Source organism: Mesorhizobium sp. M8A.F.Ca.ET.161.01.1.1 (assembly GCF_004792105.1).
GTDB lineage: Bacteria > Pseudomonadota > Alphaproteobacteria > Rhizobiales > Rhizobiaceae > Mesorhizobium.
Map to the genome: position 1 here is coordinate 163,851 of NZ_SRTD01000011.1, position 15,001 is coordinate 178,851.

General features: G+C 63.2%; 12 protein-coding genes. 6 read left to right on the top strand and 6 right to left on the bottom strand.

What is annotated here, in order from left to right; translation table 11 throughout:
- Positions 1 to 134: 134 nt before the first annotated feature.
- The 5 genes from EN804_RS24620 to EN804_RS24640 all read right to left on the bottom strand — a co-directional run bounded on the left by EN804_RS24620 (position 135) and on the right by EN804_RS24640 (position 4,795).
- On the bottom strand, positions 135 to 1,220 hold the full coding sequence (locus EN804_RS24620) for an ABC transporter ATP-binding protein (RefSeq protein ID WP_135881560.1): 1,086 nt from the start codon (positions 1,218 to 1,220) through the stop codon (positions 135 to 137).
- Positions 1,210 to 1,818 (bottom strand): cupin domain-containing protein, encoded by a 609-nt coding sequence (locus EN804_RS24625; protein ID WP_127278569.1) that lies wholly within the window; start codon positions 1,816 to 1,818, stop codon positions 1,210 to 1,212. The genes EN804_RS24620 and EN804_RS24625 overlap by 11 nt, the downstream gene beginning before the upstream one ends.
- 177 nt (positions 1,819 to 1,995) lie before the next feature.
- Positions 1,996 to 3,066 (bottom strand): ABC transporter substrate-binding protein, encoded by a 1,071-nt coding sequence (locus EN804_RS24630; protein WP_127278570.1) that lies wholly within the window; start codon positions 3,064 to 3,066, stop codon positions 1,996 to 1,998.
- A 26-nt stretch (positions 3,067 to 3,092) separates the two neighbouring features.
- Complete coding sequence (locus EN804_RS24635; protein WP_167531504.1) at positions 3,093 to 3,914, bottom strand: ABC transporter permease; 822 nt, start codon at positions 3,912 to 3,914, stop codon at positions 3,093 to 3,095.
- A complete protein-coding gene (locus EN804_RS24640) occupies positions 3,911 to 4,795 on the bottom strand; it encodes an ABC transporter permease (protein WP_135881561.1) in 885 nt (294 codons plus the stop codon). Before EN804_RS24640 ends, EN804_RS24635 begins: the two co-directional genes overlap by 4 nt.
- A 295-nt stretch (positions 4,796 to 5,090) precedes the next feature.
- On the opposite strand from EN804_RS24640, the gene EN804_RS24645 reads away from it, so the two are divergent.
- The 5 genes from EN804_RS24645 to EN804_RS24665 all read left to right on the top strand — a co-directional run bounded on the left by EN804_RS24645 (position 5,091) and on the right by EN804_RS24665 (position 10,424).
- On the top strand, positions 5,091 to 6,248 hold the full coding sequence (locus tag EN804_RS24645; RefSeq protein ID WP_135881562.1) for a fumarylacetoacetate hydrolase family protein: 1,158 nt from the start codon (positions 5,091 to 5,093) through the stop codon (positions 6,246 to 6,248).
- A 292-nt stretch (positions 6,249 to 6,540) separates the two neighbouring features.
- Positions 6,541 to 7,476: a substrate-binding domain-containing protein gene (locus EN804_RS24650; RefSeq protein ID WP_127278978.1), complete on the top strand. Its 936-nt coding sequence runs from the start codon at positions 6,541 to 6,543 to the stop codon at positions 7,474 to 7,476.
- 116 nt (positions 7,477 to 7,592) lie between these two features.
- Entirely contained in the window at positions 7,593 to 8,579 is a 987-nt protein-coding gene (locus tag EN804_RS24655; protein ID WP_135881563.1) for an ABC transporter permease, read from the top strand.
- Between the two features lie 3 nt (positions 8,580 to 8,582).
- On the top strand, positions 8,583 to 9,374 hold the full coding sequence (locus EN804_RS24660; RefSeq protein ID WP_127278976.1) for an ATP-binding cassette domain-containing protein: 792 nt from the start codon (positions 8,583 to 8,585) through the stop codon (positions 9,372 to 9,374).
- A 27-nt stretch (positions 9,375 to 9,401) separates the two neighbouring features.
- Positions 9,402 to 10,424 carry a LacI family DNA-binding transcriptional regulator gene (locus EN804_RS24665; protein ID WP_135881564.1) on the top strand — a complete coding sequence of 341 codons (1,023 nt, stop codon included), beginning with the start codon at positions 9,402 to 9,404 and terminating at the stop codon, positions 10,422 to 10,424.
- A gap of 305 nt (positions 10,425 to 10,729) precedes the next feature.
- Here EN804_RS24665 and EN804_RS24670 read toward each other — a convergent pair whose 3' ends face one another.
- On the bottom strand, positions 10,730 to 11,320 hold the full coding sequence (locus EN804_RS24670) for a TetR/AcrR family transcriptional regulator (RefSeq protein ID WP_135881565.1): 591 nt from the start codon (positions 11,318 to 11,320) through the stop codon (positions 10,730 to 10,732).
- Positions 11,321 to 11,811: 491 nt separating this feature from the next.
- Between EN804_RS24670 and EN804_RS24680 the strand changes: the two genes are divergently transcribed.
- Positions 11,812 to 14,988 carry a multidrug efflux RND transporter permease subunit gene (locus EN804_RS24680; protein ID WP_135865418.1) on the top strand — a complete coding sequence of 1,059 codons (3,177 nt, stop codon included), beginning with the start codon at positions 11,812 to 11,814 and terminating at the stop codon, positions 14,986 to 14,988.
- Positions 14,989 to 15,001 lie beyond the last annotated feature (13 nt).

Consider the following 15,001-nt stretch of genomic DNA (forward strand, 5'->3'; position numbering starts at 1 on the left):
AATTCCGGCATCAACTAATTTAGGAATGTCTTCCTACATTAGTCAATTCCTACTTAGTTTCCTTGGTCGTTCGTCCACATGTCGATCAGGCCAACCCCACGGCCGTGCGGGCGACCTTGCGCAGTTGAATGAGGCTAGCTGGGCAGCATGGGGCAGTTGGCGCCACGGCGCAGGCTGACGTGCGCCACGTCGCCGGCGCTGAATTGAAACCCCTCGGCCTGGCGGGGCGCGTCGATGACAACGGGCATGCCTTGCCCCAGTTCGGCATGCAGGCGCAACGTGCGGCCATGGAAGACGATGCTGTTGACCCGCGCCGGCGCCGTGCCGGGCGCAGCCTCGGCCGCCGCCAGCAAATCCTCCGGGCGCACGCCGATGGTGCGGACCTCGCCTTCGCCGGGCCACTGGCCGGTTTCGGAAATGGCCTCCAGCGGCAAGGTGCCGGCGGTGAAACGCAGGCGGTGGCCATCCCGGCCGACAAAACGTGATTGCAGGAGATTCATGGTGCCGATGAAGCTCGCCACGAACTTCGTGGCCGGCCGGTCATAGAGGGTCGCCGGCGGCGCGATCTGCTCGATGCGGCCGTTGTTCATGACGACGATACGATCGGAGATCGACAGCGCCTCGGTCTGGTCGTGAGTGACCATGACGAAGGTGGTGCCAAGCCGCGATTGCAGCCGCTTCAATTCGACCTGCATCTGTTCGCGCAGATGCGCGTCGAGCGCCGACAGCGGCTCGTCGAGCAAGAGCACGCGCGGCTCGCAGACAATGGCGCGGGCAAGCGCGACGCGCTGGCGCTGGCCGCCCGACAGTTCCAGGACGCGAGCGCGAAGCTTGTCGGCGAGACCGACCATCTCCAGGGCTTCGCCGACGCGCTTTGCCTGCTCGGCACTGGTGAGTTTTCGCAGGGACAAGCCGAAGCCGACATTTTCGGCGACGTTCATGTGCGGAAACAGCGCGTAGTCCTGAAACACGGTGTTGACCGGCCGCTCGAACGGCCGAAGGGCCGTGATGTCATGACCGTCGAGCAAGACCTCGCCGCTCGACGGGCTTTCGAAGCCGGCAATCACACGCAGGCTGGTGGTCTTGCCACAGCCGGACGGCCCGAGGAGCGTGATGAATTCGCCGCTGACAATGTCGAGATCGACGGTATCGAGTCCGACGATGCCACCTGGAAAAACCTTGGAAACCGCCTGCAGCCGGACGAGTGGATCAGGCGCCATCGCGAACCTCGGACGGCTTCGTGGTGTTGACCCAGAGGATCTGGCACTGCTCCGCGCCGGGATTGCGGAAGGCGTGCAAAAGCGTACTCTTGAAGGCAAAACTGTCGCCGGTCTTCAGCCCGTATTTTGTCGAATCCACCACCAGTTCGACCTCGCCCGAAAGCACGAAGCCGAATTCATGGCCGGCATGGGCGTAGGCTTCCGCCGTGCCGCCACCGGCTTCCACCGTCACCAGCATGCCGGTCAGCGTCGCGCCGGGCGGCGACAGCAGCGCCTTGGCGATGCCTTCGGATTTCACCGGGATCTGACGCCTTTTGTCGGCGCGCACGCAATAGAGATCATTGACCGCATCGTTGCCGTCGGCGATCAGCGCCGACGGCTCGATGTCGAGCGCCGCGGCGAGCGGCCAGATCACCTTGACGCGCAGCGAGGACATGCCGCGCTCGATCTGGCTCAGCGCGCCGATCGACATGCCGGCTTTTGCCGAGAGATCGGCCAATGACAGGCGGCGCTCGAGCCTGAGCGCCCGCACGCGCCGGCCGACGCGAACGTCGGCATCGTCCTTCGGTTTTTCGGCGGCCTCGTCAAGCATGTCCATGTGCAAGTCCTCGTTTGCTTCTTCCTTCTCCCCTTGTGGGAGAAGGTGGATCGGCGCGTAGCGCCGAGACGGTTGAGGGGTGAGTGACAGATCGCCGCCGGCGCCAAGCTGGAGCACCCCTCATCCGTCGCCTTCGGCGACACCTTCTCCCACAAGGGGAGAAGGGAAGGCCGTAGCTTACCCGCCAGCCTTCACCTTCTCGAACATCTTCGCCATATCGTCGTTCTGTTTCATCGGCCCGGTGAAGATCGTGCTCTTCAGCATCACCTCGGGGTCGGACGGCAGTTGCAGCTTCTCCAATTCGTCCTTCGGCACGCCGGCGAAAGCGGTGCCGAGCGAGCTGCCATAGCCGTAGGACTGGATCAGGAATTTGCCGGAGTCAGCGTCGAGCCGGCTGTTGATGAAGTCATAGGCGAGATCGACGTTCTTGGCGTCCTTCAGCATGACGAAACCGCAGGCCCAGGTCAGCATACCCTCCTTCGGCTTCATGAACTCGACCGGCACGCCTTGCTTCTTGAGCGACGTGGCCGATGCATTCCAGGTCATGGCGGCGACCAACTGGCCACTGGCCAGGGCCTGCTCGACCGAGGTCATGTCGGTGGTGTAGCTCGACAGCAGCGGGCGCTGTTCGCGCAGCTTTGCCGCGACCTTGTCCATCTGCTCCGGTGTCATGTCGAAGGGGTTCACGCCTGCCAGAAGAGCCGCGACAATCGGGGTGTCATGCACGGCGTCGATGGTCGCCATACGGCCGGCATATTGCTTGTCCCACAGAAGGTTCCAGCTCGCTTCGGGGTTCTTCACCAGATCGGTGCGGTAGAGGATCGAGGTGTTACCCCAGTCCCATGGCACCATCCAGACCTTGCCGTCGCCAGCCTGCAGGTCGGGCAGGTTCTTGAACACCGGGAAGATCGAATCCCAGTTCTTGATGCGCTTGGTGTCGATCGGCTGCAGCAGGCCTTCCTTGTTCCAGCGCGCCACCTTGTCATAGCAGGGGTGCGCGATGTCGGGCCGGAAGCCGGCCTTGACCTTGGTGAAGGCATCATCGTCGTCGCCGAAGATCGAGGCCTCGACGCCATCGGGGTGCGCGGCAAGGAAGCTCTTGTTGAAATCGGGCAACTCATAGCCCGACCAGGTGAAGTATTGCAGCTTTTCGGCGGCCAGCGTCACGGTCGAAGACAGTGCGAGCGCCAATGCCGCGAGGCCGGCCCGGGCCTTGTGTCCGGTTATAGATCTCAGGTGGAATGCCATTTTCGTTCTCCTCTTCGTTGTTATGGTCAGGCTGGATTGCGGCGCGCGGCGCCGAGCCCGCGATGGCGCAGGATCTCGGCGGTGCCGGCGATGATGAACGATATGGCCAGGATCACCGTCCCGAGCGCCATGACGGTCGGCAGCGATCGGGGGAAGCGCAGCTGGCTCCAGATGTAGAGCGGCAATGTCGGCTCGGTGCCGGCCAGGAAGAAGACGACGATGAATTCGTCGAAGGAGATCAGGAAAGCAAGCATGAAGGCCGACAGCACGGCCGGCAGGCTGAGCGGCAGCATGACGCGCCGGAACGTCGTCCAGTCGGAAGCGCCAAGGTCGAGGGCTGCCTCGCGAACGGTCCTGGGGATGGCGGCGAACCGGCTGCGCATGATGACCACGGTGGTCGGCAACGCGACCAGGATATGGCCGAGAACGATGGCGATGCGCGATGGCCCGAGGCCGATCAGGTTGACAAGGATCAGCAACGATATGCCGACGATGACGCCGGGGATGAGGATCGGAAGCCGTGCGATGGCGCTGATGGTGGCGGCCAAAGGAGAGCGGCCATAGAGATCCATATAGGACACGGTGATGCCGCACAGCGTGGCGCCCGAGGCCGCGATGGCGCCGATGACGAGACTGTTGACGAGCGCACCCGACAGTGCCGGATTGCCGTAGAGCGTGGCATACCATTGCAGCGTGAAGCCCTGCAGCGGAAACGCGGCCTGGATGGAATCGTTGAAGGAAAACAGCGGGATCAGCAGGACCGGCAGATAAAGGAAGATCAGATAGGCAAGCACATAGAGGCCGAGCCAGCGGCCATCCCGTTTCATGCTGGCGCGCCCTGTTTTCATGTGCGGCTGCCAAACCGGCGGTCCGCGCCGCGCGCGACCAGTACCACGAGCAGGATGACCAGCATGACGCAGACCGAAAGGGCTGCGCCGAACGGCCAGTCATTGGCCTTGCCAAACTGCGACTGGATCAGCGAGCCGATCATGGTGCTGGCCGGACCGCCCACCATGGCCGGCGTGACATAGTCGCCGACCGTCGGCACGAAGACGACAAGCGCGGCGGCCAGCACGCCCGGCATCGAATTGGGCAACACGACCCGACGGAAGGAAGTGAACGGCCTCGCGCCCAGATCGGAAGCGGCCTCGATCAACGATTTCGGGATCGTGTCCAGCGCCACATAGATCGGCAGGATGGCGAACGGCGCATAGGCGTGCGCGAGCGTGACGACGACAGCGGCGGGCGTGTTGAGGAAGGTCAGTGTCGGCTCGGACCAGATGCCACTTTCGATCAGCGCCGAATTCAACACCCCATTGTAGGCCAGCACGATCTTCCAGGCGAAGACACGCAGGAGATAGCTGGTCCAGAACGGCAGCGTGACCAGGAACAGCAGCAGGCCGCGCCGCCGGCCGGCGTGAAAGGCAAGATAGTAAGCGACGGGGTAGGCGGTGACGACCGTGGCCAGCGTGACCAGCGCGGCGATGATCAGCGAGCGCAGCGTGACCGTCCAGTACAGCGGATCGGAAACCACGGTGATGAAGTTGGCCAGGCTGAAGCCGGCGCCAAGCAGCGACCCGTCATTGCCGCGGAAGGCGAGGAAAAGCACCAGGCCAAGCGCAAACAGGATCAGCAGGAAAGTGACCAGCGCGCCGGGCAGCAACATGGCGAACCGGAAGCCCGATGAAGCCCGGGTCTCTGGCACATGTGCTGCAACTAGGGTCGACATCGACCTGCCCGTCCCAGGATTTTGAAATTGACTAAGGATTTTTCATATTTGTGAAACTGTCAAGCGGATTCAGAGTACTGCGCTGCTGTGAACGGCGATCTCGCATTTGAGGTACAGTTGCCGTCGGCAATAAAACCCGACGCGGATTTCACATTTCTGAAGGGACGGCTTCAATGAAGAACCGGTTATGGCAGCTCGAATTTGCCCCCGGACGGGATAGACCTTTGAGTGGAATCCGGTGAAAGTGCCGCGCCGATCCGGCCAGAATTTTCGATCCATTCGAGGAACCCAACTCATGACCAATCCGACACATCTGCCCTCCGAAGGCCTGTTTGTCGGGCGCGCCAGGAGCGGCGATGTCTCCCATCCCATGGTGGTCACCGTGCGTGACGGCACCGTCTTCGACATCACCTCGAGCGCGGCGCCTACCGTCCGTGACGTCTGCGAGTTGGCGGATCCGGCCGGCCATGTGGGCTCGGCCAAGGGCACTCCCATCGGTTCTGTCAGCGACATCGCGGCCAACAGTTTGGAAGCCACGCGCGATCCGGCAAAACCCTTTCTGCTGTCCCCGGTCGACCTGCAGGCGATCAAGGCATCCGGCGTCACTTTCGTGGTCAGCCTGCTCGAACGGGTGATCGAGGAACAGGCCCGCGGCTCGGCAGAAAAGGCCGACGCCATACGCGCCGACATTGCCGGCCTGATCGGCCATGACCTTTCCAAGCTCAAGCCCGGTTCGCCCGAGGCGATGGAGATCAAGGCCAAGCTGATTTCGCGCGGCGCCTGGTCGCAATATCTGGAAGTGGGCATCGGCCCGGATGCCGAGATCTTCACCAAGTGCCAGCCTATGGCCTCGGTCGGCTTCGGCGCCGATGTCGGCCTCCACCCGGTGTCGACCTGGAACAATCCGGAGCCGGAGATCGCCATGATCGCCGCCTCGAGCGGCAGGATCGTCGGCGCCACCATCGGCAACGACGTCAATCTTCGCGATGTCGAGGGGCGCTCTGCGCTGCTGCTCGGCAAGGCCAAGGACAACAACGCCTCGGCCTCGCTTGGCCCCTTCATCCGGCTGTTCGACGACACATTTTCTCTCGACGACGTGAAGCAGGCCGTCGTGCGCCTGAAGGTCGAGGGGGAGGACGGATTTTCGCTGGAGGGGGCGAGCTCGATGGCCGAGATCAGCCGCTCGCCGGAGGAGCTGGTTGCCGCGGCCATGGGGCCGCACCACCAGTATCCGGACGGGCTGGCGCTGTATCTCGGCACGATGTTCGTGCCATCGAAGGATCGCGGCGAAAAGGGTAAGGGATTCACGCATAAGGTCGGCGACATCGTCACCATCTCGTCGGAAAAATTCGGCGCGCTGGTCAACCGCGTGCGGCTGTCGCCCGATTGCCCGCACTGGACCTATGGCGCCAGCCATTTGATGCGCGACCTCGCCAAAGCCGGCCTGCTCTAAGTGGTTCTTCAGGGCTTTCGCCCCAAGAGACCGCCCAAACATGATCGGGACAGTCCGCCGGGCTGCGCCTCGGCGACAATCATCCGACTGCCTGGAAAAAATCATCCCAACTGATGCGATCTGATGGGGTCGTTGATGGCGCCGTGTCAGGCGCCAACTACATCTGCAGATGGAGGCTTGCCATCCGCCGAAAAAGGGAATGCTCTTAGGCATCCGAGCGGCGCTGGCAAAAGACGCAATCCGGCCGAAGCCGGAACAAGGGACGGATCATCTTCAACCGGGAGGAAATCACATGCTGACGAGACTAAGACTTGTGCTCTACGGCCTGCTGGTCGCGCTGACGGTCATTCCGGCAGCCGCGCAGGCCAAGACGTTCTACTGGATCTCACATGGCGGGCCGGCCGACCCGGTCTGGACCTACTTCCTCGCCGGCGCCAAGCAATGGGCCAAGGACACCGGCAACACCGTCAACACCTCTTTCCACAATGGCGACGTCGCCTCGCAGCAGGAAGCGGTCCGCGCCGCCCTCTCCGCCAAGGCCGACGGTATCGTCACCACCAGCCCCGATCCGGGCAGCCTGGTCGAGATCGTCAAGGAAGCGCGCGCGGCCAACGTCCCGATCATCAACTTCAACACGCCCGATCCCAAGGCCAATTTCAACGCCTATGTCGGCGGCGACAACGTCACCTTCGGCAAGCATTGGGCCCAATATCTGGTCGACAAGGGTCTTGTGAAGAAGGGCGACTTCGTCTGGATGCCGGTCGAGATCCCCGGCGCCACCTACGGCGTGCAGGAAGAGGAAGGCATCAAGAGCGTCTTCGGCCCGCTCGGCATCACCTATGAAGTGACCGAAGCAACGCTCGACCAGGCCGAGGTGATCAACCGCATGGTCGACTACCTCACCGCCCACAAGGGCAAGGTCAACGCCATCATCGGCCTGGGCGACCTCGTCACCGGTTCGATCAAGCGCGTGTTCGACCAGGTCGGCGTCAAGCCGGGCGAAATCCCGGTCGTCGGCTGGGGCAACTCGCTCGACACGACCCAGGAAGTGCTGAACGGCTACGTCAATGCCGGCCAGTGGCAGGACCCGCAGGCGACCAGCTACGTCGCGCTGTCGCTCGCCAACATGGCGGCCAGCGGCATTCCCCCCGGCTTCAACGTCATCACCGGCGCGCTCTACGAGAAGGACACCGCGGCGGTCTACGACAAGATCCTGTCCGGCAAATAATCCGCGATCCCTGGCGCCGCGCATCTCGCGCGGCGCCAGCTATCTTCCTGCGCCGCGGCATGTCCACCCGATGCGGTGGAGGTCGCGGCCCGTTCCAACCATGTCGCGGGTTCCCAGTGGAAAATCATTCGCTCATCCAACGCCTGATCGCGCGGCCGGAATTCGGACCCTTCGTTCTGCTCATCGCCGAGATCGCCGTTTTCTGGGGTTTCAACCACGACTTCCTGTCGCCGCAGAACATCTCCAACACGCTGGCCTTCACCGTCGAGCTCGGCCTGATCGCGCTGGCGATGACGCTGTTGATGACGTCGGGCGAATTCGACCTTTCCGTCGGGTCCCTGTTCGGTTTCTCGCCGGTGCTGATGTGGACGCTGTTCAATGCCGGCGTCACCTCGCTGGAGATGGGCTTCGTCGTCGCGCTGGTGGTTGCCGCCTTGATCGGCCTGGTCAATGGCTGGTTCGTCACGCGGCTCAAGATCCCGTCCTTCCTGGTGACGCTCGGCATGCTGCTGGTGGTGCGCGGCAGCGCGCTTTTCATCACCGACGGGTTTCCGCAGCGCACCTGGAGCGCCGAGGGCAGCTGGCTGGCGGAGGCGCTGGTCGGCGATTTCTTCATCGGCCCGTTCCGCATCTACATGTCGCTGTTCTGGTTCATCGCCGCCGCGATCGCCCTCGGCTATGTCCTGACGCAAAGCCGGACCGGCAACTGGATCCAGGCGGCCGGCGGCAATCCCAACGCGGCGCGCGCCCGTGGCGTCAATGTCAACCGCGTCAAGGTCGGCCTGTTCGTGCTGTCTTCGCTCATGGCGTCGCTTGCCGGCGTCATTTCCTCACTGCGCACATCCGCCGCCAACCCCAACAGCGGCACCGGCTACGAACTGGAGGTGATCGCCATGGTGGTGATCGGCGGCACGGCGCTGACCGGCGGGCGCGGCACCATCATCGGCACCGTGCTCGGCATCCTGATCCTGCGCGTCATGCGCAACGGCATCGTGCTGATCGGCGTGCCCGGGCTTGCCTACAACATCTTCATCGGCGCGATCATCCTTGGCATGATGGCGTTGCATTCATGGCTGGAACGCCGGCACCAGGCGGGGACTTGAACCATGGCCGAGCCATTGATCCGCATGCAGAACATCCGCAAGTCCTATGGCCGCGTGCAGGCGCTGGTGGACGCCAATTTCCATGTCAACGAGCGTGAGATCGTCGGCCTGCTGGGCGACAATGGCGCCGGCAAATCGACGCTGATCAAGGTTCTCTCCGGCGCGGTGCCGCTGACCAGCGGCGACATCTTCATCCGCGGCAAGAAGGTCACCTTGCGCAGCACCAGCGATGCCATCGCCCACGGCATCGAGACCATTTATCAGGACTCCGCCCTGGTCACGCAACTGTCGATCGCGCGCAACCTGTTCCTGGGACGTGAGCCGATCAAGCCGCCGCGCTTCCTCAACCGCATGGACCAGGAGGCGATGAACACGGTCGCCCGCGATCTGCTCAAACAGGTCGGCATCTCCAAGAACATCCCGCCGACGACGCCGATCGGCTCGCTCTCCGGCGGCGAGCGCCAGGCGGTCGCGATCGCGCGCGCCATGCATTTCGACAGCGACCTGATCATCCTCGACGAGCCGACCAACAATCTCGGCGTCGCCGAAACACAAGGCGTGCTGAGCTTCGTGCGCAACGCGCGTGATTCTGGCCACTCCTGCATCTTCATCGCGCACAACATCCACCATGTCTTCCAGGTGGTCGACCGCATCGTCGTCATGCGCAGGGGCAAGGTGGTCGCCGACGACATCGATCCGAAGACGACGACCGTGACGGAAGTCGAACGCATCATCACCGGCATGTCGGAAAAGGACATCCGCGACGCCCTCGCCGATGGCAAGCCGGGGCACTGAGGGAGCATCGGCATATAGGGTCGCGGCATGAAGGCCACCGTCTCCGACATCGCCAGGAACTGCGGGCTGTCGACCGCCACGGTCGACAGGGTGCTCAACAATCGGCCCGGAGCGAGTGCCGCCAACCGGCAACGCGTCATGGAGGCCGCCAAGCAGCTCGGCTATCTGCCTGTCGCCGACCAGGTGACGCTTCCCTCGAAGCCCGCAAACCTCGAATTCTTCCTGCCGATCGGCAGCAACGCCTTCATGCAGGATCTGGCAAAGCATATCGAGGACTACGCCTCACGCCTGCCGCTGGTGGCATCCTGCCGGATCCACAATGTTGCCGGCATCTCGCCCAATGCCCTGCAGACAGCGGTCGAAAAATTGTCGCTGCGCGCCAACGGCGTCGGTGTCATCGCGGTCGATCATCCCAGGACACGCAACATCCTGCGCGACATCGTCGAGGCCGGCATCCGCCTGGTGACGCTGGTATCCGATATTCCGGCCGCACCGCGCTCGGCCTATGTCGGCATCGACAACCGCGTGGCGGGACGGACGGCAGCCCTTTTGATGGGACGTTTCCTTGGCGGCCGCGAGGGGCGGCTGGCGATGGTCGTCGGCTCGCGTTCCTATCGCGGCCATGAGGAGCGCGAGATGGGCTTTCGCTCCGTACTCGGCGAGGAATTTCCCAATCTCACCGTCAGCAGCGCCGTCGAGATCAATGACGAACCCGATGCCAGCTATGCGGAAACCATGAAGGCGTTGCGCAACGAACCGGAACTGCTCGGCATCTATTGCGTCGGCGCCGGGCGCTCCGGCATTGCCAAGGCGATCCGGGAAGCCAGGCCCAACCGCAAGCCGGTGTTCATCTGCCACGACCTGACGAGGGAGACGCGCGGCTATCTCGTCGACGACCTCACCGACGTCGTCATCGACCAGAACGCCAGGTTGATCGCGGAGCAGTCGGTCATCCAACTGCTCGGCTCGATCGCCTCATCGGCGCCCTATCTCACACGCAAATTCATCGAGCCGCGACTGATTTTCCGGGAAAACGTGCCGGTGCAGTGAGGCCCACTTTCCCGAATTCGCGCGGCGCCACGGCGAATCTGCACAGCAGCTATGCACAATTCATTGTTGCCGAATCATTGGGCAATCCGTAGTTTCTGGTTGTCGGCCATCTACTCCTCCCAGATGCGATGCCGACGCTGAATGGGACGCACCTCCTCCCGCGCCACATTCGAAATCGAGCCCGCTGCCACCTCCTCCCGGCAGCGGGCTTTTTTCGTTCCGATCGGCAGCAATCGCGACGCCGCCACGCCACCCGGTCCTTCCCGGTCACGGAATCGCATGGATCGTTGGCAGTCCGGCAGGTGTCAGTTTGCTGCAGTTCCCCTGAAGGAAACGATCAGCCCTTCCGCCATACGCACGAACTGCGTGCTGGGGCCTTCGGCGCCGACGGTCTGCACGCTGACACGCGCGCCTTCAAACAGCAGCGACAGCGTATCGGCGAGAAGTTCGGCCTGGCCGATACCGGCATCCCGGCAGAGCCCGACCAGGCGTCCGCGCTGAGCTTCCTTGAGCTCCTTGATCACGCGCCTTGCCGGATGATCAGGCTCGGTCAGTTCGGCGGCGGCATTGGCCATGTCGCAGCCGCGGCCATCGGCGTTGAGCATGGCGGCGGCCTTGCGAACCCAGGCATGAAGCTGGGCGAGTTTGTCGCCCGGATGCTCGGCCTCGAACGTTTCCCACATCGCGCCGGCTTTCAAGGCGTTGGCGCGCAGGCATTCGACGATCAGTTCGTCCTTGGACTCGAAGTGACGATAGAGCGTCATCTTGTTCGTGCCGGCAGCCTCGGTGATGGCGTCGACGCCGACGCCCTTGATGCCGTGCTTATGGAACATGTCACGCGCCGTCTCCAGAATCCGATCCCGGGGACGAGAGCGCTCCACGACGCCGTCTGTCATCATGATCTCCTTTCGTTTCCAAAAAACCCTCGGCCACCTCTTGACTAGGGTGTTACCGGTCTGTAACTTCCAGCATGTTACTTACTGGTAACACCTATAGCGTCCGTCGTCAATAACAAGGTCGTGAACTGGTCCTACCAGATCGAGATGGACGAAAAGATTGCCAATCATGCGGCTTCGGCCGGTGAAGAGATGAAAAACGGTTCGTGAGCATGGGCTGCGAATCGACAGACAAGGAGCCGGCCAATGCCACAGCGCCGCGATCTTACCATAGATGAGGCCGTCCGGGATCCGATGATCCGGCTGGTCATGAAAGCAGATGGGGTCGACCCCCGCGCCTTCGAGAACATGTTGCGCTCGCTTGCCGATGGGCAGCGTCGCGGGGTGCCGTTGCTGCGTTCACGGGAAATGTCCCGTGACGGGCATGGCCAGTTGTCCAGGGTCGCCAACGCCTTCGGGCGGGTAAGAGCGGCTGGAGAGGCGTGCGTGTCGTGGTAAACTTCTTCATCCATCGTCCGATCTTCGCCTCTGCGATCGCCATCATCATGGTGCTCGCCGGGACGATTTGTTATTTCTTGCTGCCCGTCTCGCAGTTTCCCGACATCACGCCGCCGCAGGTCGTGGTCAGTGCCCACTATCCGGGCGCCAGCGCGCAAGTGGTGGCAGACACCGTGACGACGCCGCTGGAGCAGCAGATCAACGGCGTGCAAGGCATGACCTACATGTCGTCGACGAGTTCCAATGACGGCTCGTCGACCATCACCATCACCTTCGATGTCGGCTATTCCTTGAGCACCGCCGCTGTCGACGTCCAGAACCGCGTCTCGCAGGCGGCATCCTCGCTGCCGGCGATCGTCAACCAGGGCGGCGTGACGATCAAGAAGCAGAACCCGAACTTCGTGCTGATCGTCAACCTGACCTCGCCCGACCATTCCGTCGACCCGGTGGCGCTCTCCAACCTGGCCTATCTGCAGGTGGTGGATCCGCTGAAGCGGCTGCCTGGCGTCGGCGACGTGCAGATCTTCGGCGAACGGCGCTATTCGATGCGCGTCTGGCTCGACCCGGACAAGCTCGCCAATCTCGGCATCACCGCGGTCGACGTCCAGAACGCCATCGCCGAACAAAACGTGCAGGTGGCGGCCGGCAAGATCGGCCAATCGCCGGCGCCAGCCGGCACCGCTTTCGAGATGCAGGTCAACGCCGTCGGCCGGTTGAGCGATCCGAAGGAATTCGGCGACATCGTCGTGCGTGCCAACACGGATACGGGTTCGCTGGTGCGGCTGCGCGACGTCGCCCGTATCGAGCTTGGCGCCCTGCAATATTCGTCCTCGGCCTTCTTCGGCAAGGACCCGACCGTGGTGCTCGCCGTCTATCAGATGCCCGGCTCCAACGCGCTCGATCTGCAGCAGCGCGTCAAGGACAAGATGCAGGAACTGTCGGCGCGTTTTCCCAAGGGCGTCGACTATGCCATGCATTACGACACGACGCGCTTCGTCTCGGCCTCGATGCATGACGTGCTGATCACGCTCGGCGAAGCCCTGGTGCTCGTCGTGGCGGTGGTGTTCATCTTCCTGCAGAGCTGGCGCACGACCATCATTCCGACCATCGCCATTCCAGTGTCGCTGGTGGCGACGCTCGTCATCATGGAGATGATGGGTTTCTCGCTCAACATGCTCTCGCTGCTCGGCATGGTGCTGGCGATCGGTCTGGTCGTCGACGACGCCATCGTCGTGGTCGAGAATGTGGAGCGACAGTTGGAAGCCGGGCTGAAACCACTGGCGGCGACAAAAGCCGCCATGGCCGAGGTGACAGGTCCGATCATTGCGACCACCGCCGTGCTCATGGCCGTGTTCGTGCCGGTCGCCTTCATTCCCGGTGTCTCCGGAAAGCTCTACAACCAGTTCGCGCTGACGGTGGCGATCTCCGTCGGTATCTCCGCATTCAACTCGCTGACGCTCAGTCCCGCGCTCAGCGCTGCCTTCCTGCGCCATCGCGGGGAGACGCAATTCTTCCTGTTCCGCTGGTTCAACACAGGCTTCGACAGGCTGTCGCATGCCTATGCCCATGGCGTGCGCATCCTTATCCGGCTGCGCTGGATCATGCTTGGCCTGTTCGCGGCCGGCCTGGTCGCCACCTATTTCGTCTGGCAGAAGCTGCCCTCGACCTTCCTTCCGGTCGAGGACCAGGGCTATTTCTTCGTCGTCATCCAGCTGCCCGACGGCGCTTCGCTGGAGCGCACCGATGCGGTGGCACAGAAGGCGCGCGACATCCTGCAGGCGACTCCCGGCGTCGACATCGTCGGCTCGATCAGCGGCCTGAACTTCCTGACCAGCGCGGCGCAGTCGAATTCGGCCGTCGAGTTCGCCATCCTCAAGCCGTGGGAACAGCGTGGTCCCGACCAGAGCGCCTCCAAGTTGGTCGCCGACGTGCGCATGAAGCTGCTGCAGATCCCGGAGGCCTTCGCGCTCTCCTTCGATCCGCCGTCCATCCCCGGCATCGGTACGACAGGCGGCTTCGAATTCGTCGTCGAGGATCTCACCGGCCGCGGCAGCACGGCCCTCAACGACGCCACGCAAGCGGTGATCGCCGAGGCGCGCAAGCAACCGGAAATCAATCCGCAGCAGCTGTTCTCGCCGTTCTCGACCTCGACGCCGCAGTTCAACTACAATCTCGACCGCGCCAAGGCGAAACTGCTCGGCCTCAACCTGCCCGACGTCTTCAACACGCTGCAGATCTATCTCGGCTCGCTCTACGTGAACGACTTCAACCTGTTCGGCCGCACCTTCCGGGTGACCATCCAGGCCGACAAGGATTCTCGTGCGGGTGCCGCCGATATTTCACGGCTCTATGTGCGCAATGCCTCCGGCGGCATGGTGCCGCTCAGCACGCTGGGCAAGCTCGTGCCGTTCGTCGGCCCGGAAACCGTGCCGCACTACAACAACAACGCCTCGGCCACCATCAATGGCGGCGCCGCGCCCGGTTATTCGTCGGGCCAGGCGGTCGCCGCCATGGAGCGGGCAGCGGCGACCGCGCTGCCCAGGGATTTCGGTTTCGAATGGACCGGCATCACCTTCCAGGAACTCAAGGCTGGATCGATCGCGTCGGTTGTGTTTGCCCTCGCCATCGTCTTCGTCTTCCTGATCCTGGCGGCGCAGTACGAGAGCTGGGCGATGCCGTTCATGGTGCTGCTGGCCGTGCCTCTCGCCCTGTTCGGCGCGTTCGCCGCACTTTGGGTGCGTGGCATGCAGATCGACGTCTATTCACAGATCGGCTTCGTCATGCTGATCGGCCTGGCGGCCAAGAACGCCATTCTGATCGTCGAGTTCGCAAGACGGCGGCGCGAGGAAGGCCTCACCATCGTCGAGGCATCGATGGAGGCCGCCCGGCTGAGATTGCGGCCGATCCTGATGACCGCGTTTGCCTTCATCCTCGGCGTGGTGCCGCTGATGATCGCCACCGGCGCGGGTGCCGCAAGCCGCCAGTCGATCGGCACCACCGTGTTTGGCGGCATGGTCGCGGCGACCATCCTGTCGCTGGTGTTCGTGCCTGTCTTCTACGCGGTCATCGAACAGCTGCGCGAACGGCGCGGCGGCGACGAGCCCGCCTCTCAACACACTGAACCAACGGCCAAACCCGCCTTCCCTCCCCTGGCGGAAGCGGCCGAATAAGATTGGAGAATCA